The organism is Streptomyces sp. NPDC002044, from assembly GCF_040296725.1.
In the GTDB taxonomy this organism is placed as follows: domain Bacteria; phylum Actinomycetota; class Actinomycetes; order Streptomycetales; family Streptomycetaceae; genus Streptomyces; species Streptomyces antarcticus.
The window spans coordinates 1-20,427 of sequence record NZ_JBEOXU010000117.1 but is presented as its reverse complement, the minus strand read 5'-3'; the positions used below and the strand labels follow the sequence as shown (position 1 = coordinate 20,427).

Here is a 20,427-nt window from a genome sequence, read left to right as displayed (position 1 = left end):
GCCGCCTTGTGGCCGCCCTGGACGCCGAGCGCGTGGGCGGGCCGCGCGTCGATGGGGCCGCTCAGGTCGAGGAGCCGGACGACGTCAGTGCCCTTCCGCCTCGGGGTGGGGGTGGCGGACCACGCAGTCCGGCCCGGGGGCCATGAGCGCCTCGTGTCCGTCCTGGAAGCGCACCCGGTAAGGGGGAGTTCCGTTGTCCCCCAGGACCTGGGTGATCTCGCCGAGCTTGTCGTTCTGTCCGACGATCCTGCCGTGCTGCACCAGCTGGTCGCCCTCGGTCGCGTGCATGTCCGACCTCCTCGGTGGCGGTCCGATCCGGTGTTAGCAGTTTAGGTCGCTCTGTTGCTTTTTGACCCGTTCGTCACGTGGTCCGTTGGGTGACGGCGATGCAGACGAGGACCGCACAGGCGGCCGCCGGCGCGGCGGGCGACAGGTGCTCGCCGAGCAGCGCCACCGACCACACCAGGGTCAGCAGCGGCTGGGCCAGCTGGAGCTGGCTGGCCCGAGGCGCGCCGATCTCGGCCATGCCCCGGTACCAGACGTACAGCCCGAGGAAGGTGGAGCCGGCAGCCGCCCAGACCAGGCCGGCCACGCCGTGACCGGTGAGGCGCACCGGCTCGTACGCGAGCCCCAGTACGGAACCGGCCAGGCTCAGCGGCAGGCACAGCACCAGCGCCCAGCCGACCACCTGCCAGCCGGGCAGCACCCGGGCCAGCCGCCCGCCCTCGGTGTACCCGGCGGCGCACACGAGCAGCGCGCCGAACAGGTACCCGTCGCCGGCCGAGAGCGAACCGCCGCTCTGCGCCACGGTGAAGGCGAGGACCACCGCGGCCCCGGCCACGGCGGCCACCCAGAACCGGCGCGAGGGCCGGGCCCCGGTGCGCAGCGCCGACAGCGCGGCCGTGGTCAGCGGGAGCAGGCCGACGACCACGGCGGCGTGCGAGGTGGTCGACGTCCGCAGTGCGAGGGTGGTGAGCAGCGGGAAGCCCACGACCACCCCGGCGCCGACGACCGCGAGTCCGCCCCAGTGTTCCCGGGCGGGCGGGGCGACCCGCAGGGCCAGCAGGAAGCCGCCGGCGAGGACAGCCGCCAGGACGCTGCGCAGCGAGACGAGGGACCAGGGGCCGAAGCTCTCCAGCCCCCAGGCGGTGGCGGGGAAGGTCAGCGAGAAGGCGACGACGCCCAGCGAGGCCAGGACGGTGCCCCGGCGGCTCACGGAGTCGTTGACCGCTATCGGCGTCGGGAGGATAGCGCTATTCTGTGCTGTCATGTACGAGCGTAGCAGTGTGGTGGAACTGGCCGAATCCCTGCGGTCCGAGCTGGACCGCTACTCGGTCGGTGGAAAGCTCCCGTCGAGCCGGTCCCTCGTAGAGCGCTACCGGGTCAGTCCCGTGACCGTCTCGCGGGCCCTCGCCCAGCTCGCCGCCGAGGGCCTCGTCGTCACCCGCCCCGGCGCCGGGGTCTTCCGCGCCCGTCCGCGTACGCGGGCCGCCGCGCCCGGCGACACCTCCTGGCAGGAGGTCGCCCTCAGCGCGGAGGGCGCCGGGGAGGTCGTCCCGAGGTCCGTGGACGCCGCCGGGGTGCTGGCCTCGCTCGCCACACCGCCGCCCGGGGTCATCGAGCTCAGCGGCGGCTACCTGCACTCCTCGCTCCAGCCCGAGCGCGCCATGGCGGCGGCGCTGGCCCGCGCCGGCCGGCGGCCCGGGGCCTGGGGGCGGCCGCCCGTCGAGGGCCTGCCGGAGCTGCGGGACTGGTTCGCCCGGGAGATCGGCGGGGCGGTCGGCGCCGCGGACGTCCTGGTCACCGCGGGCGGGCAGAACGCGCTGGCGACCGCGCTGCGGGCGCTCGCCCCGCCGGGGGCGCCGATCCTGGTGGAGTCGCCGACCTACCCGGGGCTGCTGGCCATCGCCCGCGCCTCGGGGTGCCGGCCCGTACCCGTACCGGTGGACGCCGAGGGGGTCCGGCCCGACCTGCTCGCCGCGGCCTTCGAGGCCACCGGGGCGCGGGTGTTCGTGTGCCAGCCGCTGTTCCAGAACCCGACCGGCGCGGTGCTGGCCCCCGGGCGGCGGGCCGAGGTGCTGCGGATCGCGCGGGCCGCCGGTGCCTTCCTGGTCGAGGACGACTACGCCCGGGCGCTGGCCCACGAGGACGCCGGCCCGCTGCCCGCGACCCTCGCCGCCGAGGACGAGGACGGGGTGGTGGTCCACGTGCGGTCGCTGACCAAGGCCACCTCGCCCAGCCTGCGGGTGGGCGCCCTGGCGGCCCGAGGCCCGGTCCTGGACCGGCTGCGCGCCATCCAGGTCGTGGACAGCTTCTTCGTGCCCCGCCCGCTCCAGGAGGCGGCCCTGGAACTGGTCGGCGCACCCGCCTGGCCGCGCCACCTGCGGACGGTCGCCGCCGAGCTGCGCCACCGCCGGGACGTGCTCACCGGAGCCCTGCGGCGCGAGCTGCCCGCCCTGGAGGTGCCCCATCCGCCCTCCGGGGGCTTCCAGCTGTGGGTGCGGCCCGCCGTCGGCGGCGACGACACCGCCGTGACCGCGGCCGCGCTGCGCGCCGGGGTCGCGGTCACGCCCGGACGCCCGTACTTCTGCGCGGAGCCGCCCGCCCCCTACGTACGGATGAGCTTCGCCGCGGTCGCGGGCCCCGCCGAACTGGTGGAGGCCGCCGTACGGCTGCGGGCCGCCCTGGCGGACCCGGACGCCCCGGACGCTTGACCCGCGGGGCGCGGCGCACCACCATCGCCGCATGGACCTTCGGGTTTCGCTCGTCGCCGCTGCCCGTGGCCGCCCGCTGCTCGCCGAGCGCTTCGACGACGACCGTCCGCTGGACGTCGCCGGCCTGCGCGCGGTGGAGTCCGCCGTGCGGGGGCTGGTGCCGCTGGGCGCCGCGAGCCTGCGCTACTGCTCGCCGACGCCGCGCTGCCGCGCCACGGCCGAGGCCCTCGGGTACGCGCCCCTGGCCCAGCCCGCGCTGCGCGCGTGCGACATGGGCCGCTGGCGGGGACTGACCCCGGCCGAGGCGGCCGCCCGCGAACCGGACGCGGTCGACGCGTGGCTCACGGACCCGGAGGCCGCCCCGCACGGCGGCGAATCGCTCATCGCCTTCATCCTCCGCGTCGGAGGCTGGCTGGACACCCGCCCCGCGGACGACGTCGGCGCGATCGTGGCCGTGGCGGAGCCCACGGTGGTCCGGGCGGCCCTGGTCCACGCGCTGAGGGCGCCCCCGCTGACCTACTGGAACGTCGACGTCGGCGCGCTGTCCACGCTCACCCTCACGGGCCGGCCGGGCCGCTGGTACCTCTCCCTCCCCACCGCCTCCTGACCCGCGGGGCGGCCGCCGCGCCCCTCAGGGCCCGTCCAGGCGTACGGCGAGGGCGGCGATGTCGTCGTCGAGGCGTCCCCTGCTGTGGCGCAGGAGGTCGCGGTGGAGCGCGGCGAGCAGTTCGCGGGGCGGTGTCGGGGGCTGCCGCCGCATCCAGGCCGCCAGCGGGAAGAACTCGCCGTCGCGGGCCCGGGCCTCGGCGATCCCGTCGGTGTAGACGAGCAGCAGGTCGTTGGGGGCGAAGGCGAAGGTGTCGACGGTGTACCGCGTGCCGATCAGCTCCGCGAGGCTGAGCAGCGGGGAGGGGGTGACCGATTCGAGGACGCGGAGCTTCTCGTGGTGCAGGAGCAGGGGCGGGGGGTGTCCGCAGTTCAGGACGTCGATCCGGCCGCCCCCGTGCGGGATCTCGACGAGGAGGGCGGTGGCGAAGCGCTCCATCGGCCCCTCGGGCGGGAAGGCGGCGTTGTACCGGGTGCTGCTGGCGTCGAGCCGGCGGGCGATGTCGACCAGGTCGCCCTCGTCGTAGGCCGCCTCCCGGAAGGCGTTGACGATCGCCGCGGCCGCCCCCACGGCCGGAAGGCCCTTGCCCCGTACGTCGCCGATGAGCAGCCTGACCCCGAACGGCGTGTCGACCACCTCGTAGAAGTCCCCGCCGATGCGGGCCTCCGCGGCGGCCGCGAGGTACAGCGACTCGATCGCGATGGGGCCGAAGCGCCGCGGCATGGGGCTCAGCACCACCTGCTGCGCGGCGTCGGCGACGAGCCGCACCTGAAAGAGGGTGCGCTCGCGCTGGAGCCGTACGTGGCTTCCGTACGCGGCGGCCACGGTCACCGCGATGATCCCCGCGGCGGTCCACCACGTCCCCAGGTCGGGGAAGACGAGGCCGAGGCCGATCATCAGGAGCAGGCAGACCGTCCCGAGCAGGACGGTGGGGAGCACCGGCCACATGGCGGCGGCGAGGGCCGGCGCCGCGGGCAGGAGGCGGCTGAAGGCCATTTCGGGCGGAGTGGCGTACGCCAGGCTCGCGATGACGACGGTCAGGATCACCGGCGACAGCCGCACAAGTCTTCCCGGGCCGGGGCGCCTGCGGAGCCGCGGCCGTCCAGACTCGATCACATGTCCCACGATATCCGCGCAATGCGGGCACTGCGCTTTGGCGGCCCGGCGGCACGACCCGCCCGGCACGACCCGCCCGGCAGGACCCGCCGGGCAGGGGCCGGCTCAGCCGTCGCTTCCGGCGCCGCGACCGGGTGCGCCCATGTCGCCCGTCGCGGGAGTGCCGTCGGCGAGGCCGTAGCGCAGGTAGACGGTGCCCTTCGGCCCGGCCGCCGGGGGCGCCAGGAGCGTGAGACCGGTGGGCACCGCGCCGGCGGCGAACACCTTCTTACCGACTCCGAGCACGATGGGGTGCAGCCAGAGGTCGAGACGGTCGAAGAGCCTCTCGCGCAGCAGGCTCTGCACGAGGTCCAGGCTCCCGACGACTTTCACGTGCTCGTGCCGGTCGCGGATCTCGCGCACCGCGCCGGCGAGGTCCGGGCCGAGCAGGGTGGACCCGGCCCAGGGGAGGGCGGGCCTGCCGCGGGAGGCCACGTACTTCGGGACGCGGTTGAAGAGCGCGGCGATCTCGTGGTCCTCGCCGCCCTCCTGGAGGGGCCAGTGCGCGGCGAAGATGTCGTACGTCCGGCGGCCGAGCAGGAGGGCGTCCGTGCCCTCGTACGCGGCGCCGACCTGCGCCCCGGCGACCTCGTCCAGCAGGGGCGCCTGCCAGCCGCCGAAGGGGAACCCCTCCGGGTCCTCGCCGGGGCCGCCGGGCGCCTGCCCGACGAGGTCGAGGGTCGCGAACAGTTCGATGTGGATGAGGCCCATGGCGTGCTCCCGGTGCGTCGTCCGTATCCGTCGAGGGGTAGACCGGCGGGGACCCGCGGACTCATCGCCGCGCGGGCGCGCCGGATGCGCCGGAGCACCTCTCGGCCAAGGCGGGCCCACCAGCCCCCAGCCCCCGAGCCGCGGCGCGCGGCCTCCGCGGTCACGGCTGCTCGGTACACCAGGCGGACCCCCGGCCCGGGGGCCACGGCCGCCCGTCGGGCCGCCTGCCCCGATACAGCCAGTCCGCCGTGAACAGCGTGAGGTCCAGGCCCATGGCCGCACCTGGTCGGCGCTCTCGCCGCGGCCCGCGATGGCTTTGCATAAAACTGCGGTGATACGTATAGTCATGCCATCGACGAGGAGGGTCCGATGGCAGTACGTGTAGCGGTGGCCGGAGCGAGCGGGTACGCGGGCGGGGAGCTCCTGCGCCTGCTGCTCTCGCACCCCGAGGTGGAGATCGGAGCGCTGACCGGGCACTCCAACGCCGGACAGCTGCTCGGTTCCCTCCAGCCGCACCTGGGACCGCTCGCCGAACGGACCCTGGAGGCGACCACCGCCGAGGTCCTCGCGGGACATGATGTCGTGTTTCTCGCGCTTCCGCACGGCCAGTCCGCCGCCGTCGCCGCCCGGCTCGGCGACGACGTGCTCGTCGTCGACATGGGCGCCGACCACCGGCTCAAGGACGCCGCCGACTGGGACGCGTTCTACGGCGCCCCGCACGCCGGCACCTGGCCCTACGGCCTCCCCGAGCTGCCCGGCGCCCGCGCCGCGCTGGCGGGGGCCAAGCGGGTCGCCGTCCCCGGCTGCTTCCCCACCGCGGTCTCGCTCGCGCTCTTCCCCGCGTACGCCGGGCAGCTCGCCGAGCCCGAGGCCGTGATCGTCGCCGCCACCGGCACCTCCGGCGCGGGCAAGGCCCTCAAGCCCCACCTGCTCGGCTCCGAGGTCATGGGCTCCGTCAGCCCGTACGGCGTCGGCGGCGGACACCGGCACACGCCCGAGATGGTGCAGAACCTCTCCCCGGTGGCCGGGCAGCGCGTCTCCGTCTCCTTCACACCGACCCTCGTCCCCATGGCGCGCGGCATCCTCGCCACCTGCTCCGCCAAGGCGCTCCCCGGCACCACCGCCGAGCAGCTCCGCGCCGCCTACGAGAAGGCGTACGCCGACGAGCCCTTCGTCCGGCTGCTCCCCGAGGGGCAGTGGCCGGCCACCCAGTCCGTCACCGGCTCCAACGCCGTCCAGGTCCAGGTCGCCTACGACGCGTCCGTCCGGCGGATCATCGCCGTCAGCGCGATCGACAACCTGACCAAGGGCACCGCGGGCGGCGCGCTGCAGAGCATGAACATCGCCCTCGGGCTCCCCGAACAGCTCGGCCTTTCCACGATCGGAGTAGCACCGTGAGCGTCACGGCAGCACAGGGATTCACGGCGGCGGGCATCGCCGCCGGGATCAAGGCGAACGGCAACCCGGACCTGGCCCTCGTGGTCAACAACGGGCCGCGTCTGGCCGCCGCGGGCGTGTTCACCTCCAACCGCGTCAAGGCCGCGCCCGTGCACTGGACCGAGCAGGTCCTGCGCGGCGCCGCCGTCAGCGCGGTCGTCCTGAACTCCGGCGGCGCCAACGCCTGTACCGGCCCCAAGGGCTTCCAGGACACCCACGCCACCGCCGAGAAGGCCGCCGACGTCCTCAACGGGCTCGGAACGGGCACGGAGTTCAACGCCGGCGAGATCGCCGTCGCCTCCACCGGCCTGATCGGCGTCCTGCTCCCCATGGACAAGCTGCTGCCCGGGATCGAGACCGCGGCCGCGGCCCTCACCGCGGACGGCGGCGAGGCCGCCGCCGTCGCGATCAAGACCACCGACACCGTGCACAAGACCGCCACCGTCTCCCGGGACGGCTGGACGGTCGGCGGCATGGCCAAGGGCGCGGGCATGCTCGCCCCCGGCCTCGCCACCATGCTCGTCGTCCTCACCACCGACGCCGACGTGGACAGCTCCGCCCTCGACACGGCGCTGCGCTCCGCCACCCGCACCACCTTCGACCGGGTCGACTCCGACGGCTGCATGTCCACCAACGACACCGTGCTGCTGCTGGCCTCCGGCGCGTCCGGCCGGGTGCCGGAGCAGGAGGCGTTCGCCGAGGCCGTACGGGCCGTCTGCGACGACCTCGCCCGGCAGCTGATCGGCGACGCCGAGGGCGCCAGCAAGGACATCCGCATCGAGGTCGTCGGAGCCCTCAGCGAGGACGACGCCGTCGAGGTCGGCCGCTCCATCGCCCGCAACAACCTCCTCAAGTGCGCCATCCACGGCGAGGACCCCAACTGGGGCCGGGTGCTCTCCGCGATCGGCACCACCCGGGCCGCCTTCGACCCCGACCGGCTGAACGTCGCCATCAACGGAGTCTGGGTCTGCAAGAACGGCTCGGTGGGCGAGGACCGCGACCTGGTGAGCATGAAGGACCGCGAGGTGCGCATCACCGCCGACCTGGCCACCGGCGCCGAGTCCGCCGTGATCTGGGCCAACGACCTCACCGCCGAGTACGTCCACGAGAACAGCGCGTACAGCTCATGAGCGACGAGAAGGCCGGACAGCCCGGCACCGGCAGCAGCGCCCACCCGGGCACGGCGCGCAAGCACACGGCGCTGCCCAAGGCGGAGATCCTCATCGAGGCCCTGCCCTGGCTGACCCGGCACAACGGCAAGGTCGTCGTCATCAAGTTCGGCGGCAACGCCATGATCGACGAGGACCTCAAGGCGGCCTTCGCCCAGGACGTGGTCTTCCTGCGGCAGGCCGGCCTCAAGCCGGTCGTGGTGCACGGCGGCGGCCCCCAGATCAACGCCCAGCTCGACAAGCAGGGCCTGATCAGCGAGTTCAAGGCGGGCCTGCGCGTCACCACCCCCGAAGCCATGGACGTCGTACGGATGGTCCTGGCGGGACACGTCCAGCGCGAGCTGGTCGGGCTCCTCAACCAGCACGGGCCGCTCGCCGTCGGCCTGACCGGCGAGGACGCCCACACCATCACCGCCACCAAGCACAGCCCGGAGATCGACGGCGAGCTCGTCGACATCGGGCGGGTCGGCGAGATCACCTCCATCAACACCGGCGCCATCGAGGCACTGCTGTCGGACGGCCGCATCCCGGTCGTCTCCTCCATCGCCCGCAGCGCCGACGACCACCACGTCTACAACGTCAACGCCGACACGGCCGCCGCGGCCCTCGCCGCCGCCCTCGGCGCCGAGACGCTGATGGTCCTCACCGACGTCGAGGGCCTCTACGCGGACTGGCCGAGCAGCGACGAGGTCATCAGCCGGCTCACCGTCAGCGAACTGGAGAAGCTGCTGCCCGAGCTGTCCAGCGGCATGGTGCCGAAGATGGAGGGCTGCCTGCACGCCGTCCGCAACGGCGTGACCACCGCCCGCGTGATCGACGGGCGGGTCCAGCACTCGATCCTGCTGGAGATCTTCACGGACGAGGGAATCGGCACGATGGTCGTGCCGGACGAGCCGCAAGGGGGAGCGAAGTGACCGCGCACACCGGCAATCAGGAGTACGGCGCCCGCTGGCGGGGCGCCCTGGCCGACACCTACGGGACCCCCGCCCTGGCCCTCGTACGGGGCGAAGGCGCCCAGGTCTGGGACGCGGACGGCAAGCAGTACACCGACCTCGTCGGCGGCATCGCGGTCAACGCGCTCGGCCACGCCCACCCCGCGGTCGTCGCCGCCGTCACCGGGCAGATCTCCACGCTCGGCCACGTCTCCAACCTGTACATCTCCGAGCCCGTCGTGGCGCTCGGCGAGCGGCTCCTCCAGCTCTTCGGCCGCCCCGGCAAGGTCTTCTTCTGCAACTCCGGAGCCGAGGCCGTCGAGGCCGCCTTCAAGATCGGCCGGCTGACCGGGCGGACCGGCATGGTCGCCACCGACGGCGGGTTCCACGGCCGGACCATGGGGGCCCTCGCGCTCACCGGCCAGCCGAAGAAGCAGGAGCCGTTCCTGCCGCTTCCGGGCGAGGTCACGCACGTCCCGTACGGCGATGTGGAGGCTCTGCGGGCCGCCGTCACCGAGGAGACCGCGATCCTCGTCATCGAGCCCATCCAGGGCGAGAACGGCGTCGTCGTCCCCCCGGCCGGGTACCTGACGGCCGCCCGCGAGATCACCCGCGCCACCGGCACCCTCCTCGTCCTGGACGAGATCCAGACCGGCATCGGCCGGTGCGGCCAGTGGTTCGAGCACCAGGCCCACGAGGGTGTGGAACCCGACCTCGTCACCCTCGCCAAGGGCCTGGGCGGCGGTCTGCCGATCGGCGCCGTGGCCGCCTTCGGGCCCGCCGCCGACCTCCTCCGGCCGGGCCAGCACGGCACCACCTTCGGCGGGAACCCGGTCTCCTGCGCGGCGGGCCTCGCCGTCATCGACACGATCGCCGCCGAAGGGCTCCTCGACCGGGTCAAGGAGCGGGGCGAGCGGCTGCGCTCCGGCATCGAGGGAACCGGCCACCCGCTCGTCTCCCACGTCCGCGGCGCCGGGCTGCTCCTGGGTATCGTGCTCACCGAGCCGCTCGCGCCCCAGGTGCAGCAGGCGGCTCAGGACGCCGGCTTCCTGGTCAACGCGCCCGCCCCCGACGTCGTACGGCTGATGCCCCCGTACGTGCTCACCGAGGCCGAGCTGGACGCGTTCCTCCAGGCCCTGCCCGGCATTCTCGGCACAGCCCACGGGGACGGATCCGGAGAATGAGACGACAATGACCCAGGCGCAGGAGAACGAGCACGTAGGACAGGCCGTTCCGCAGACCCGCACCGCCCGCCACCGCCGGATCGTGGACATCCTCAACCGGCAGCCCGTCCGCTCCCAGAGCCAGCTGGCCAAGCTGCTCGCGGACGACGGGCTGAGCGTCACCCAGGCGACGCTCTCGCGCGACCTCGACGAACTCGGGGCCGTGAAGATCCGCAACACCAACGGCGAGCTGATCTACGCGGTGCCCAGCGAGGGCGGTTTCCGCACCCCGCAGGCCCCCCTCGGGGAGTCGGCGAAGGAGGAGCGGATGCGGCGCCTCTCCGGGGAACTGCTGATCTCGGCGGAAGCCTCCGCCAACCTGGTGGTCCTGCGCACCCCGCCCGGGGCCGCGCAGTTCCTCGCGTCGGCGATCGACCAGGCCGAACTCCGGGAGATCCTCGGCACGATCGCCGGGGACGACACACTGATGCTGATCAGCCGGGACCCGCTCGGCGGCCAGGCCCTCGCCGACCACCTGCTGCGCCTGGCCCAGAAGGAAGGCTGACCGTACGGGGGGAGCGGCCCGGCCGGGGGACGGCCGGGCCGGAGGCCCGTCAGTAGCGGGTCACCGCCAGGGCCCCCGACGCGGTGCCGATCGCGATGTGCGGACTCCGGCGGGGGTCCGCCCAGCGCAGCAGCGCCCGCATGGCCCGGTCGGGCACGGACACGCAACCCGCCGTCGCGCCCCTGCCGTTGACGTGCAGGAAGATCCCGGCACCCCGGCCGCGCACGGGCCGCTCGTAGTTGAACGCGATGACCAGCGCGTGCGCGTACTGGGTCCCGTAGTCCGCCAGGTGCTCCGCCTCACCGGGCGCGCAGTCCGCGGGCAGCGGCTCCGTCCAGCGGTTGTAGCTGCCGGAGGCGTTGTCCTGGCACCACCACGAGCCGGGGGTCACCCGGCGGTAGCGGTACTCCGTACCGGCGGGCGCGCGCCGGTTCCCGAAGGCGTACGGAAGCGCGTACAGGCCCGCCGGGGTCGTGTTCGTGCCCTGGACGCGGCGCGCGCCGTCGGTCAGCCCGTTCGCCCCGAAGCGGGCCTCCGCGCTCCCGGCCTCGTACCAGCGGCCCGCCCGCCGGTCCCACCAGGTGACCCGCCCGGTCGTCGACCCGGGCGCGGGCGCCACCGCGGTGATGAGCTGGCTGCCCCCTCCGGTGTCGGCGAGCCGCGCGGGCAGCGGGGAAGGGCCCTGGGGGAGCAGGGCGCTGACGATCAGTGAGCCGGTGACGAGAGCGGTGCGCAGCACACGTCAGACGGTACGGGGCGGGAGGGGCAGCGGCAGTGCAGGCAGGCCGTCGACGCTGGTCCCGATGTGGTCCTTCTTCTCGCAGTACGCGGCGAACTCGTCGTCCGTCTTGCGGCCGAAGTACTCCGCGTGCAGGGTGCGCTCGCCCTGGTACTCCATGAAGGGGACCGCGTACCCGCACACGTCGGTGATGCGGCGGGCCCGCACGACGATGACGGCCCGGGCGGCCGGCCCGTCGGCCTCGCCGAACAGGGCGACCAGGCCGCCCCAGCGGGGATCGTCGCGGAAGACGGCCTCGCCCTCGCCGTGGATGCGCACGATGTTCGGCGGTCCGCTGAACGCGCACCACATCAGCGTGATCCGGCCGTTCTCGCGGACGTGGGCGATGGTCTCGGCGCCGCTGCCGCCGAAGTCCAGGTAGGCCAGGGTCTGGTCGTCGATGACGACGAGGGTCCCGGAACGGCCCTTGGGCGAGAGGTTGACGTGGCCGTCACCCGCGAGCGGGGCGGTGGCCGTGAAGAAGACCGGCTGCTCCTCGATGAACCTGCGGAGCCGGTCGTCTATGCGTGCGTGGAGTTTTCCCATGGGCTGATTATCGGACTGTGGCGGAGCGCCCTCGGCGGTGACCCGTGCGCCCTGACCCGTGCGCACGTCACCGGCGGGCGGACCGGCCGGCCGGGGGGTACGGCGGGGCTCGATTGACGAAACATACGGAACAATGCATAGTTATGCCTATCGCTGGACGTGACCGTACGGAAGGGCCCCGGCCCGTCCCCGGCGACCGCCCCGCGTCGCCACCCCGCCTGAGTCGTTACGCAGGAGCCGGCGGTGCCGACGGCACCGGCGGTGCCGGCAGTAGGCAGACGGCCTCCCCGCACCCTCCGCGGCGGGGAGGCGGTCGCACACCCACCCCCCTGAGGAGCAGTAGCTGTGAGCAGCAACAACGGTGACGTCCGGCTCTGGGGCGGCCGCTTCGCCGACGGCCCCGCCGAGGCCCTCGCGAAGCTGTCCGCGTCGGTCCACTTCGACTGGCGCCTCGCCCCGTACGACATCGCCGGCTCCCGTGCCCACGCACGCGTGCTGCACAAGGCGGGCCTGCTCACCGCCGATGAACTCGACCGCATGACCGACGGCCTGGACCGGCTCGAAGCCGACGTGGCGAACGGCTCCTTCACCGGCACCGTCGCGGACGAGGACGTGCACACCGCCCTGGAGCGGGGGCTGCTGGAGCGGCTCGGCGCCGACCTCGGCGGCAAGCTGCGCGCCGGACGGTCCCGCAACGACCAGGTGGCCACCCTCTTCCGGATGTACCTGCGCGATCACGCGCGGATCGTCGGCGGTCTGATCGCCGACCTCCAGGACGCGCTGGTCGGCCTCGCCGAGGACCACGCGGACGTGGCCATGCCCGGACGGACGCACCTCCAGCACGCGCAGCCGGTGCTCTTCGCCCACCACGTGCTGGCCCACGTGCAGGCCCTGTCCCGGGACGCCGAGCGGCTGCGCCAGTGGGACACCCGGACGGCGGTCTCCCCGTACGGCTCGGGCGCGCTCGCGGGCTCCTCGCTGGGTCTGGACCCGGAGGCGGTCGCCGCGGACCTGGGCTTCGAGCGCGGCTCGGTCGGCAACTCGATCGACGGCACGGCCTCCCGCGACTTCGTCGCCGAGTTCGCCTTCATCACCGCGATGATCGGGATCAACCTGTCCCGGATCGCGGAGGAGATCATCATCTGGAACACGAAGGAGTTCTCCTTCGTAACCCTGCACGACGCCTTCTCGACCGGCTCGTCGATCATGCCGCAGAAGAAGAACCCGGACATCGCGGAGCTGGCGCGCGGCAAGTCCGGCCGCCTCATCGGCAACCTGACGGGCCTGCTCGCCACGCTGAAGGCGCTGCCGCTGGCCTACAACCGGGACCTCCAGGAGGACAAGGAGCCGGTCTTCGACTCCTGCGACACCCTCGAGGTCCTGCTGCCGGCCTTCACCGGCATGATGGCGACCCTCACGGTCCACCGGGAGCGCATGGAGGAGCTGGCCCCGGCCGGTTTCTCGCTCGCCACCGACATCGCGGAGTGGCTGGTCAAGCAGGGCGTGCCGTTCCGGGTGGCGCACGAGGTGGCCGGCGAGTGCGTCAAGGTCTGCGAGGGCGAGGGCATCGAGCTCGACCAGCTCACCGACGACCAGTTCGCGAAGATCTCGGAGCACCTGACCCCGCAGGTCCGGACGGTGCTCAACGTCAAGGGCTCCCTGGCCTCGCGGAGCGGCCGCGGCGGCACCGCCCCGTCGGCGGTCGCGGTCCAGCTGACCGAGCTGAAGGCCGACCTGGTCATCCAGCACGCCTGGGCGATCCACAAGCAGTAGCAGGAGCCGCGGGCCCGAGGGGGGGCGGCCGGAGCATCCGCTCCGGCCGCCCCCTCGGCGTTCCGGGCGCCGGGGCCGGGGCCGGGACCGGGACCTGAATCGGGGCCGGGACCGGGGCCCCTCACCGCGCCCAGTCCGCCAGGGCGTCGAAGTCGGCCCGGGTCAGCCCGACCCGCTCGTCGATCCGCAGCAGCAGCGCGCGCGCCGGGTGGCGCTCGTCGACGTACTCGCGGTCCGCGGCCGTGATGTCGTCGTCGATCCAGGCGAAGGGGCGCGTCCCCGCGTATTCCAGGATGTACTGCGTCTTCCAGAAGGTCCCGCGCGGTGCGCGTCCGTGCATCACCGGCCAGTCGATGAAGGGCAGCCGGGGCAGTCCCAGATGCGGGCCTATCCAGTCGTTGGCCTCGTCCTTCCACGTCGTGGCCCACACGAGGTCGTACGCCCCCGCCAGCGCGAGCAGCTCCGCGCCGTGGCGGTGGTCCAGCCAGACCCGCAGCGGCTTGGCGCTCTCGGCCTCGCGCCAGCCCGTCGGGCGCATCCGGTGGGTGGTGTAGCCCTCGGGGCGGCGCTGGAGCTTGGCGGCGTACGGGTTCAGCGGTCCGTCCACGTCGATCAGCAGCAGCGGCCTGGGCGGTTTCAGCGGGTTCATCTCGGCAGCATGCCTCGCCGGGCGGCTCGGGGGCGGCCCATTTTTCGCTGGAATGAGACATTGGAGTCTCGTTTGGGTTATGCTTGTCTCATGGCCATGGATCGTGACCAGGTGCTCCGCGACGCGGCGGCCCTGCTCTCCCGCAAATCGACTGCGACGATGGACGAGGTCGCGCGCGCCGCCGGAATCGGGCGCGCCACCCTCCACCGGCACTTCGCCGGGCGCGACGCCCTCGTGCGCGCGCTCGAAGAGCTGGGCATCCGGGAGTTCGAGGTGGCGTTCGACAACGCCCGCCTCGACGAGGACACGGCGCCGGACGCGCTCAGGCGCCTCGTCGCCGAGGCCGAGCCCAACGCGGAACTGCTGGCCTTCCTCGTCACCGAGAACCAGCTGTTCGAGGGCGAGGGGATCCACGAGGGATGGGCCCGGCTGGACGCCCGCGTCGGGGCGCTCTTCCGGCGCGGCCAGCAGGAGGGCGACATCCGGATCGACCTGAGCCCCGCCTGGCTCACCGAGGCCCTCTACGCCCTCATCGGCTCCTGCGCCTGGGCCGTCCTGGACGGCCGGGTCGCCGCCAAGGACTTTCAGTACATGATCATCGAGTTGCTGCTCGGTGGAGCACGACGGAGTGTGGAGTGATGAGCAGAACCGAAGAGCTGAGCAGGCACAAGGGGGCGGAGGGCAAGAGCCCCGGGCGCTGGCTCGCGCTCTCCGTGCTCGTCCTGGCCGTACTCCTGGTCGCGGTGGACGCCACCGTACTGGGTCTCGCGACCCCGGCCCTCAGCGAGGACCTCCAGCCGTCCGGCACCCAGCTGCTGTGGATCGGCGACATCTACTCCTTCGTCATCGCCGGCCTGCTCGTCTCCATGGGCTCCCTCGGCGACCGCATCGGCCGCAAGAAGCTGCTCCTCGTCGGCGCCACGGCCTTCGGCGCCGTCTCGGTGCTGAACGCCTACGCCACCAGCCCCGAGATGATGATCGTCGCCCGGGCGCTCCTCGGCGTCGCCGGCGCCACCCTGATGCCGTCCACGCTCGCGCTGATCCGCAACATCTTCACGGACCCCAAGGAGCGCAGCCTCGCGATCGGCGTCTGGGGCGCCGCCGCCTCGGCCGGCGCGGCCGTCGGACCGGTCGTCGGCGGAGCCCTGCTCCAGCACTTCTGGTGGGGCTCGGTCTTCCTCATCAACCTCCCCGTGATGATCGTCCTGGTCCTCGTCGGCATCAAGCTGCTCCCCGAGTCCAAGAACCCGGTCGCCGGACCGTGGGACCTGGTCAGCGTCGCCCTTTCGCTCACCGGCGTCATCGGCGTCGTGTACGCCATCAAGGAAGTCGCCACCCACGGTCCGACCTGGGGCGTCTGGGCCGCCGCCGTCATCGGCGGGGCGTGCCTGTACGCCTTCGTGCGCCGCCAGTTCAGCCTGCCGTCCCCGCTGCTCGACATGCGGCTCTTCAAGCACCGCGGCTTCTCCGGCGCGGTCCTCGCCGACCTGCTGACGGTTTTCGGCCTTTCCGGACTGGTCTTCTTCCTCTCCCAGTTCCTCCAGCTCGTCCAGGGACGCGACCCGCTGGAGGCGGGCCTCGCGGAGCTGCCGGCCGCCGTCGGCGCGGTGGTCACCGGCCTGCTCGCCGGCCGCTACGCCCGCAGGTACTCGGTACGGTCCATCGTCACCGGCGGCCTCGGTGCCATCGGCCTGGCCCTGGGCGTCCTGACCGTGATCCACAAGGACACCGGCTACCCGCTGCTCGGCGCGGCCCTGCTGGTCGTCGGCCTCGGCGCCGGCTTCTCCTTCACCGTCACCGCCGATGTGATCCTCTCCAGCGTTCCCAAAGAACAGGCCGGCTCCGCCTCGGCCGTCTCCGAGACGGCGTACGAGCTGGGCGCCGCACTCGGCATCGCCCTGCTCGGCTCCATCGTCACCGGCGTCTACCAGAGCTTCACCGCCCCGGCCTCGGTCCCCGCGTCCGTCGCCGACGCCGCGCACGAATCGCTCGGCGGAGCCGTCGAGGCGGCCAAGGCGCTGGATCCGCAGACCGCCGAGCAGATGGTGGGCGCGGCCCAGGTGGCGTTCGTGGACGGGCTGCGGCTCGCCTCCGGCGTCGGCTCGGCCGTCCTCCTGGCCACCGCCGTGGCCGCCTGGTTCCTGCTCCGGGGCCAGAAACTCCAGGACGGCATCGAGCACTGACCCGCCGTCCACTGACCCGCCGTCCACTGACCCCATGTCCGCTGACCCGTCGTCATCCGGCCAAAGGGCGCAGCCCCGAAGGCAGTTGACAGCCCGCGCGGCCGCGGGACACCATCCCGGCGATGGAGATCAACGATCTGACCCCGGCCGAACGCCGCGTATGGGACGCCTTCCCGCGCGGCGACGGCGTCGACTTCCGGGCCGGCCCGGACGAGGACGCCGCCGCCGGCGACGGCTGGGGCCCGGAGCGCACCGTACGCGCCGAGGTGATCACCGCCCTGCTGATCAACGGGCCCCGCACGGCCGGCCTGGTCGCCGGACTCAACGTCCGCGGCGCCCGCATCACGGGCAAGCTGAACCTGAAGTACGCCCTGGTGGAGCACGCGATCCGGCTGCGCGGCTGCTGGTTCGAGCGCAAACCCCTCGTGTACGGGGCCCAGCTGCGGGCCCTGGTGCTGAGCGACTCGGCACTGCCCGGGCTGACCGCCACCTCCGTCAGCATCGACGTCGTCCTGCGGATGCCCTGCTGCACGATCACCGGGCCCGTCCGGCTGTCCGGCGCCCGGATCGCCGGCGGCCTCTTCCTCCAGCGCGCGGTCATCGGCGTCCCGGGGGCCGAGGCGCAGGGCGTGGAGCCGATCCTCCAGTTCAACCACGCGGACATCGGCACCGACGTCATCGCCATGGACCTCGTCGTCCACGGCCAGACACGCATCAACGGCGCCACCGTCGGCGGCCAGATCAACCTCGACGGCGCCCGCCTCCTCGCTCCCGGCGCCACCGCCCTGCACGCCGAGACCCTGACCGTCGGCACGGACCTGCGCGCCATGCGGATGGAGGCCCACGGCCGGGTCAACCTCACCGGCTCGCGGATACCCGGCCAGCTCAATTTCGCCTACGCCCGGTTCGTCAACCCCGGAGGCGTCGCCCTGCGCGCCTCCAGCTGCCTGGCCGGCGAGGTGTGGCTGCGCTCCTGCGAGACCATCCAGGGCAGCGTCAACCTGCGGCGCTCACAGTTCGACCGGCTGCACATGCCGCCCGAGACCTGGCCCGACGAGATCCGCATCGACGGACTCACCTACCGGACCCTGGCCCCGCACCTTCCGGCCGAGGAACGGCTGCCCGCGCTGGAGCGGGAGGAGACCGGCTACCTCCCGTACGCGTACGAGCAGCTCGCCGCCGCCTACCGCACGGCCGGCGACGAGGCGGCCGCCCGGACCGTCCAGCTCGCCAAGCTCCGCCGGCACCGCCGGACCCTGCCCCGGCACGCCCGCGCCTGGGGCCTGCTCCAGGACGTCACCGTCGGCTACGGCTTCCGGCCGATGCGCGCGGCGGGCTGGCTGCTGGCGGTGCTGGTCACCGGGGTCATCGCCTACTGGACCGGTCCGCCGCGCCCCCTCAAGGCGGGGGAGGCCCCGGACTTCAACCCGGTGTTCTACACGCTCGACCTGATGCTGCCGATCGTCGGCTTCGGACAGGAGGCCGCGTACGCGCCGAGCGGCTGGCACCAGTGGCTGTCGTACCTGCTGATCGTGACCGGCTGGATCCTCGCCACCACGACGGCGGCGGGCGTCAGCCGGTCCCTCCAGCGGCAGTAGGCGAGGCCCTACGCGGCCTTGGCCTTGGTGGCGTACATGTCCACGTACTCCTGGCCCGAGAGACGCATGACCTCGGCCATCACCGAGTCGGTGACGGCGCGCAGCACGTACCGGTCGCGGTCCATGCCCTCGTGGCGGGAGAACTCCATCGGCTCGCCGAAGCGGACCGTGACCCGCCCCGGACGGGGCATCCCCGCGCCGCCGGGCTGGAGCTTGTCGGTGCCGATCATGGCGAACGGGACCACGGGGGCGCCGGTCATCAGGGTGAGGCGCGCGATGCCGGTGCGGCCGCGGTAGAGCCGGCCGTCGGGGGAGCGGGTGCCCTCGGGGTAGATGCCGAAGACCTTGCCCTCCTCGAGGATCCGGCGGCCGGTCATCAGGGCCGCGACCCCGCCGTTGGCGCCGTCGCGGTCGACGGGGATCATCCCGGAGCCCGTGAAGAACCACGCCATCAGGCGGCCCTTGACCCCCTTGCCCGTCACGTACTCGTCCTTGCCGATGAAGTGGACCGTGCGGTCGCACACCAGCGGCAGGATCATCGAGTCGATGAAGGTGAGGTGGTTGCCCGCCAGAATCACCGGCCCGGTCCCGGGAATGTTCTCGATGCCCTCCACACGGGTGCGGAACATCATGCGCATGACCGGTCCGACAGTGGCTTTGATGAGCGCGGTACGGAACAACGTGGGCCCTCCGGCATCGAAAAGCGGTTCGCACACGCCACCACACGGCGGTAGTGCAGGTGAGGACGATACTCGCGGGTCGGCTCTGATCGCACATCGGGTTCACACGTCGGATACGCAGTGTTGACGCGCGTTTCCGCCATGTTCCCCCGGCACACGTCCGCCGGCCACCACCCCCTGCCTACCATCGGCAGGCCGATCGGGGGCCGCGTGACACCTATGGATCCCGGGACCCGCGGCCCTTTCCGAACGAGGAGTGGCACTCATGACGCAGGGTGGGGCAGCACGGCGCACGGTCCTGGGAGCGGCCGTCTTGGCGGCGGGCGGAGCCGTGGCGGGACTTCCGGCGGGAACCGCCGCGGCATCGGAGGCGGACCGCGGTGACCGCGGTGACCGCGGTCACCGGGAGCTCCCCGTACCGACGGTGATCGGCCATCGGGGCGCCAGCGGCTACCGCCCCGAGCACACCATCGGCTCCTACCAGCTCGCCCTCGACCTCGGCGCCGACGTCATCGAGCAGGACCTCGTCCCGACCCGCGACGGCCACCTCGTATGCCGCCACGAGAACGAGATCGGCGGCACCACCGACGTCGCCGACCACCCCGGATTCGCCGCCCGGCGCACCACCAAGTCCGTCGACGGGGTCTCCGTCACCGGCTGGTTCACCGAGGACTTCACCCTCGCCGAACTGAAGACCCTGCGCGCGAAGGAGCGCATCCCCGCCATCCGCGGGCGCAATACCCTCTACGACGGCCGCTGGGCCGTGCCCACCTTCGAAGAGGTGCTGCGCTGGGCCGACCGCGAGGGAAAGCGCCGCGGCCGGCGGGTCTGGCTGCACGCGGAGACCAAACACCCCAGCTACTTCCGGTCCCTGGGCCTCGGGCTGGAGGAGCCCCTCGCGAAGCTGCTGCGCCGCTACGGACGCGACGGCCGGAACGCCGCGATCTTCCTCCAGTCCTTCGAGCCGTCCAGCGTCCAGCGGCTCTCCCGGCTGGTTTCCGCCCCGCGCGTGGTGCTGCTGTCCGCGGCGAACACCCGCCCGTGGGACTTCGAGCTGGCCAAGGACCCGCGTACGGTCGCGGACCTGGTCAAGCCCGAAGGACTGAAGTGGATCGCCGGCTTCGCCCAGGGCATCGGCCCCACCATGGACCTGATCCTCCCGCGCGACGCGTCCGGCAGGCTCGGTGCGCCCACCACCCTCGTCGCGGACGCCCACGCCCGCGGTCTGCTCCTGCACCCCTACACCGCGCGCAACGAGAACGGCTTCCTGCCGGCCGAATACCGCGAGGGCACCGATCCGGCCGCGTACGGGGACGCCTTCGGCGCGTTCCGCAGGTACTTCGAGCAGGGCATCGACGGCATCTTCACCGACAACCCGGACACCGGCCTGCTCGCGGCCGAGGACTTCCGCCCGGGCCGCCCGCCCGTCAACCGCTGACCGGAGCTTCTCGAACGGGTGGCCCGTACCCGGCGCGGAAACCGCCGGGCACGGCCCGCTCGTCCCGCCCGGCATGGACCTGTTGAAGGCTGACCTCTTCGAGAACCTCGGCCCGCTGCTCTCCGCCGAGGCGGCCGCGGAGGCCCCGAGTGCCGGAGTCGACGCGGCAGACCTGGAACAAGCCGTCTGGGTCAGGCTGCTGGAAAGCGGCCGCCGGGCCCCCGACCCCGCCGATCCGGCCGAGCCCGCGCGCTGGCTGCGCCGGGCGGTGCGCGCCGAGGCCCGCCTGGCCCGCCGCCGCGTCCGCCGGGAGGTCCCGTACGACCCGA

The 20,427-nt window shown here is 73.3% G+C and carries 20 protein-coding genes and 1 pseudogene; 13 read left to right on the top strand and 8 right to left on the bottom strand.

Features of this window, described 5'->3' with window-relative positions; genetic code table 11:
• Nucleotides 1–84 precede the first annotated feature (84 nt).
• Nucleotides 85–288, bottom strand: coding sequence for a DUF1918 domain-containing protein (locus ABT106_RS24380; protein WP_351281014.1), 204 nt, complete (start codon nt 286–288; stop codon nt 85–87).
• Nucleotides 289–361: 73 nt separating this feature from the next.
• Nucleotides 362–1,270 (bottom strand): DMT family transporter, encoded by a 909-nt coding sequence (locus ABT106_RS24375; protein WP_351281012.1) that lies wholly within the window; start codon nt 1,268–1,270, stop codon nt 362–364.
• Here ABT106_RS24375 and ABT106_RS24370 point away from each other — a divergent pair.
• Both ABT106_RS24370 and ABT106_RS24365 read left to right on the top strand, forming a co-directional pair.
• A complete protein-coding gene (locus tag ABT106_RS24370; RefSeq protein ID WP_351281009.1) occupies nt 1,269–2,714 on the top strand; it encodes an aminotransferase-like domain-containing protein in 1,446 nt (481 codons plus the stop codon). The genes ABT106_RS24375 and ABT106_RS24370 overlap by 2 nt on opposite strands.
• Nucleotides 2,715–2,745: 31 nt before the next feature.
• A complete protein-coding gene (locus ABT106_RS24365; RefSeq protein WP_351281006.1) occupies nt 2,746–3,321 on the top strand; it encodes a histidine phosphatase family protein in 576 nt (191 codons plus the stop codon).
• A 24-nt stretch (nt 3,322–3,345) separates the two neighbouring features.
• Here ABT106_RS24365 and ABT106_RS24360 read toward each other — a convergent pair whose 3' ends face one another.
• Together ABT106_RS24360 and ABT106_RS24355 are read right to left on the bottom strand one after the other, a co-directional pair.
• Nucleotides 3,346–4,383, bottom strand: coding sequence for a PP2C family protein-serine/threonine phosphatase (locus ABT106_RS24360; RefSeq protein WP_351281003.1), 1,038 nt, complete (start codon nt 4,381–4,383; stop codon nt 3,346–3,348).
• A gap of 159 nt (nt 4,384–4,542) precedes the next feature.
• Nucleotides 4,543–5,187, bottom strand: a complete 645-nt coding sequence (locus tag ABT106_RS24355; RefSeq protein ID WP_351281000.1) for a dihydrofolate reductase family protein — start codon at nt 5,185–5,187, stop codon at nt 4,543–4,545.
• Between the two features lie 369 nt (nt 5,188–5,556).
• On the opposite strand from ABT106_RS24355, the gene argC reads away from it, so the two are divergent.
• From argC to ABT106_RS24330, 5 genes are read left to right on the top strand one after another with little or no spacing between them, the layout of a single operon-like run.
• Nucleotides 5,557–6,585 (top strand): N-acetyl-gamma-glutamyl-phosphate reductase, encoded by a 1,029-nt coding sequence (gene argC / locus ABT106_RS24350; RefSeq protein ID WP_351280998.1) that lies wholly within the window; start codon nt 5,557–5,559, stop codon nt 6,583–6,585.
• A complete protein-coding gene (gene argJ / locus ABT106_RS24345; RefSeq protein WP_351280995.1) occupies nt 6,582–7,754 on the top strand; it encodes a bifunctional glutamate N-acetyltransferase/amino-acid acetyltransferase ArgJ in 1,173 nt (390 codons plus the stop codon). Before argC ends, argJ begins: the two co-directional genes overlap by 4 nt.
• Nucleotides 7,751–8,707: an acetylglutamate kinase gene (gene argB / locus ABT106_RS24340; RefSeq protein ID WP_351280992.1), complete on the top strand. Its 957-nt coding sequence runs from the start codon at nt 7,751–7,753 to the stop codon at nt 8,705–8,707. The genes argJ and argB overlap by 4 nt, the downstream gene beginning before the upstream one ends.
• A complete protein-coding gene (locus ABT106_RS24335; RefSeq protein WP_351280989.1) occupies nt 8,704–9,909 on the top strand; it encodes an acetylornithine transaminase in 1,206 nt (401 codons plus the stop codon). Before argB ends, ABT106_RS24335 begins: the two co-directional genes overlap by 4 nt.
• A 7-nt stretch (nt 9,910–9,916) precedes the next feature.
• Nucleotides 9,917–10,453 carry an arginine repressor gene (locus tag ABT106_RS24330; protein ID WP_267722726.1) on the top strand — a complete coding sequence of 179 codons (537 nt, stop codon included), beginning with the start codon at nt 9,917–9,919 and terminating at the stop codon, nt 10,451–10,453.
• 49 nt (nt 10,454–10,502) lie between these two features.
• On the opposite strand, the gene ABT106_RS24325 is transcribed toward ABT106_RS24330, so the two are convergent.
• Entirely contained in the window at nt 10,503–11,189 is a 687-nt protein-coding gene (locus ABT106_RS24325) for a L,D-transpeptidase family protein (protein ID WP_351281017.1), read from the bottom strand.
• A 6-nt stretch (nt 11,190–11,195) separates the two neighbouring features.
• Nucleotides 11,196–11,777 (bottom strand): pyridoxamine 5'-phosphate oxidase family protein, encoded by a 582-nt coding sequence (locus ABT106_RS24320; RefSeq protein ID WP_351280986.1) that lies wholly within the window; start codon nt 11,775–11,777, stop codon nt 11,196–11,198.
• 345 nt (nt 11,778–12,122) lie between these two features.
• On the opposite strand from ABT106_RS24320, the gene argH reads away from it, so the two are divergent.
• On the top strand, nt 12,123–13,550 hold the full coding sequence (gene argH / locus ABT106_RS24315) for an argininosuccinate lyase (protein WP_351280983.1): 1,428 nt from the start codon (nt 12,123–12,125) through the stop codon (nt 13,548–13,550).
• Nucleotides 13,551–13,671: 121 nt separating this feature from the next.
• Here argH and ABT106_RS24310 read toward each other — a convergent pair whose 3' ends face one another.
• Nucleotides 13,672–14,199, bottom strand: a complete 528-nt coding sequence (locus ABT106_RS24310; protein WP_351280980.1) for an HAD domain-containing protein — start codon at nt 14,197–14,199, stop codon at nt 13,672–13,674.
• Between the two features lie 90 nt (nt 14,200–14,289).
• Here ABT106_RS24310 and ABT106_RS24305 point away from each other — a divergent pair, with 90 nt between their 5' ends.
• The 3 genes from ABT106_RS24305 to ABT106_RS24295 all read left to right on the top strand — a co-directional run bounded on the left by ABT106_RS24305 (nt 14,290) and on the right by ABT106_RS24295 (nt 17,980).
• On the top strand, nt 14,290–14,838 hold the full coding sequence (locus ABT106_RS24305) for a TetR/AcrR family transcriptional regulator (protein WP_351280977.1): 549 nt from the start codon (nt 14,290–14,292) through the stop codon (nt 14,836–14,838).
• Entirely contained in the window at nt 14,838–16,382 is a 1,545-nt protein-coding gene (locus ABT106_RS24300) for an MFS transporter (RefSeq protein WP_351280974.1), read from the top strand. The genes ABT106_RS24305 and ABT106_RS24300 overlap by 1 nt, the downstream gene beginning before the upstream one ends.
• A gap of 122 nt (nt 16,383–16,504) precedes the next feature.
• Entirely contained in the window at nt 16,505–17,980 is a 1,476-nt protein-coding gene (locus ABT106_RS24295) for a membrane-associated oxidoreductase (protein WP_351280971.1), read from the top strand.
• 8 nt (nt 17,981–17,988) lie between these two features.
• On the opposite strand, the gene ABT106_RS24290 is transcribed toward ABT106_RS24295, so the two are convergent.
• The gene (locus ABT106_RS24290; protein WP_267842065.1) at nt 17,989–18,618 is read right to left on the bottom strand and encodes a lysophospholipid acyltransferase family protein; all 630 of its coding nucleotides are present in this window, start codon (nt 18,616–18,618) and stop codon (nt 17,989–17,991) included.
• Nucleotides 18,619–18,925: 307 nt separating this feature from the next.
• Here ABT106_RS24290 and ABT106_RS24285 point away from each other — a divergent pair, with 307 nt between their 5' ends.
• Complete coding sequence (locus ABT106_RS24285; RefSeq protein WP_351280968.1) at nt 18,926–20,098, top strand: glycerophosphodiester phosphodiesterase; 1,173 nt, start codon at nt 18,926–18,928, stop codon at nt 20,096–20,098.
• A gap of 73 nt (nt 20,099–20,171) precedes the next feature.
• Nucleotides 20,172–20,427 (top strand): annotated as a pseudogene (locus tag ABT106_RS24280) (hypothetical protein); the annotation flags it as partial.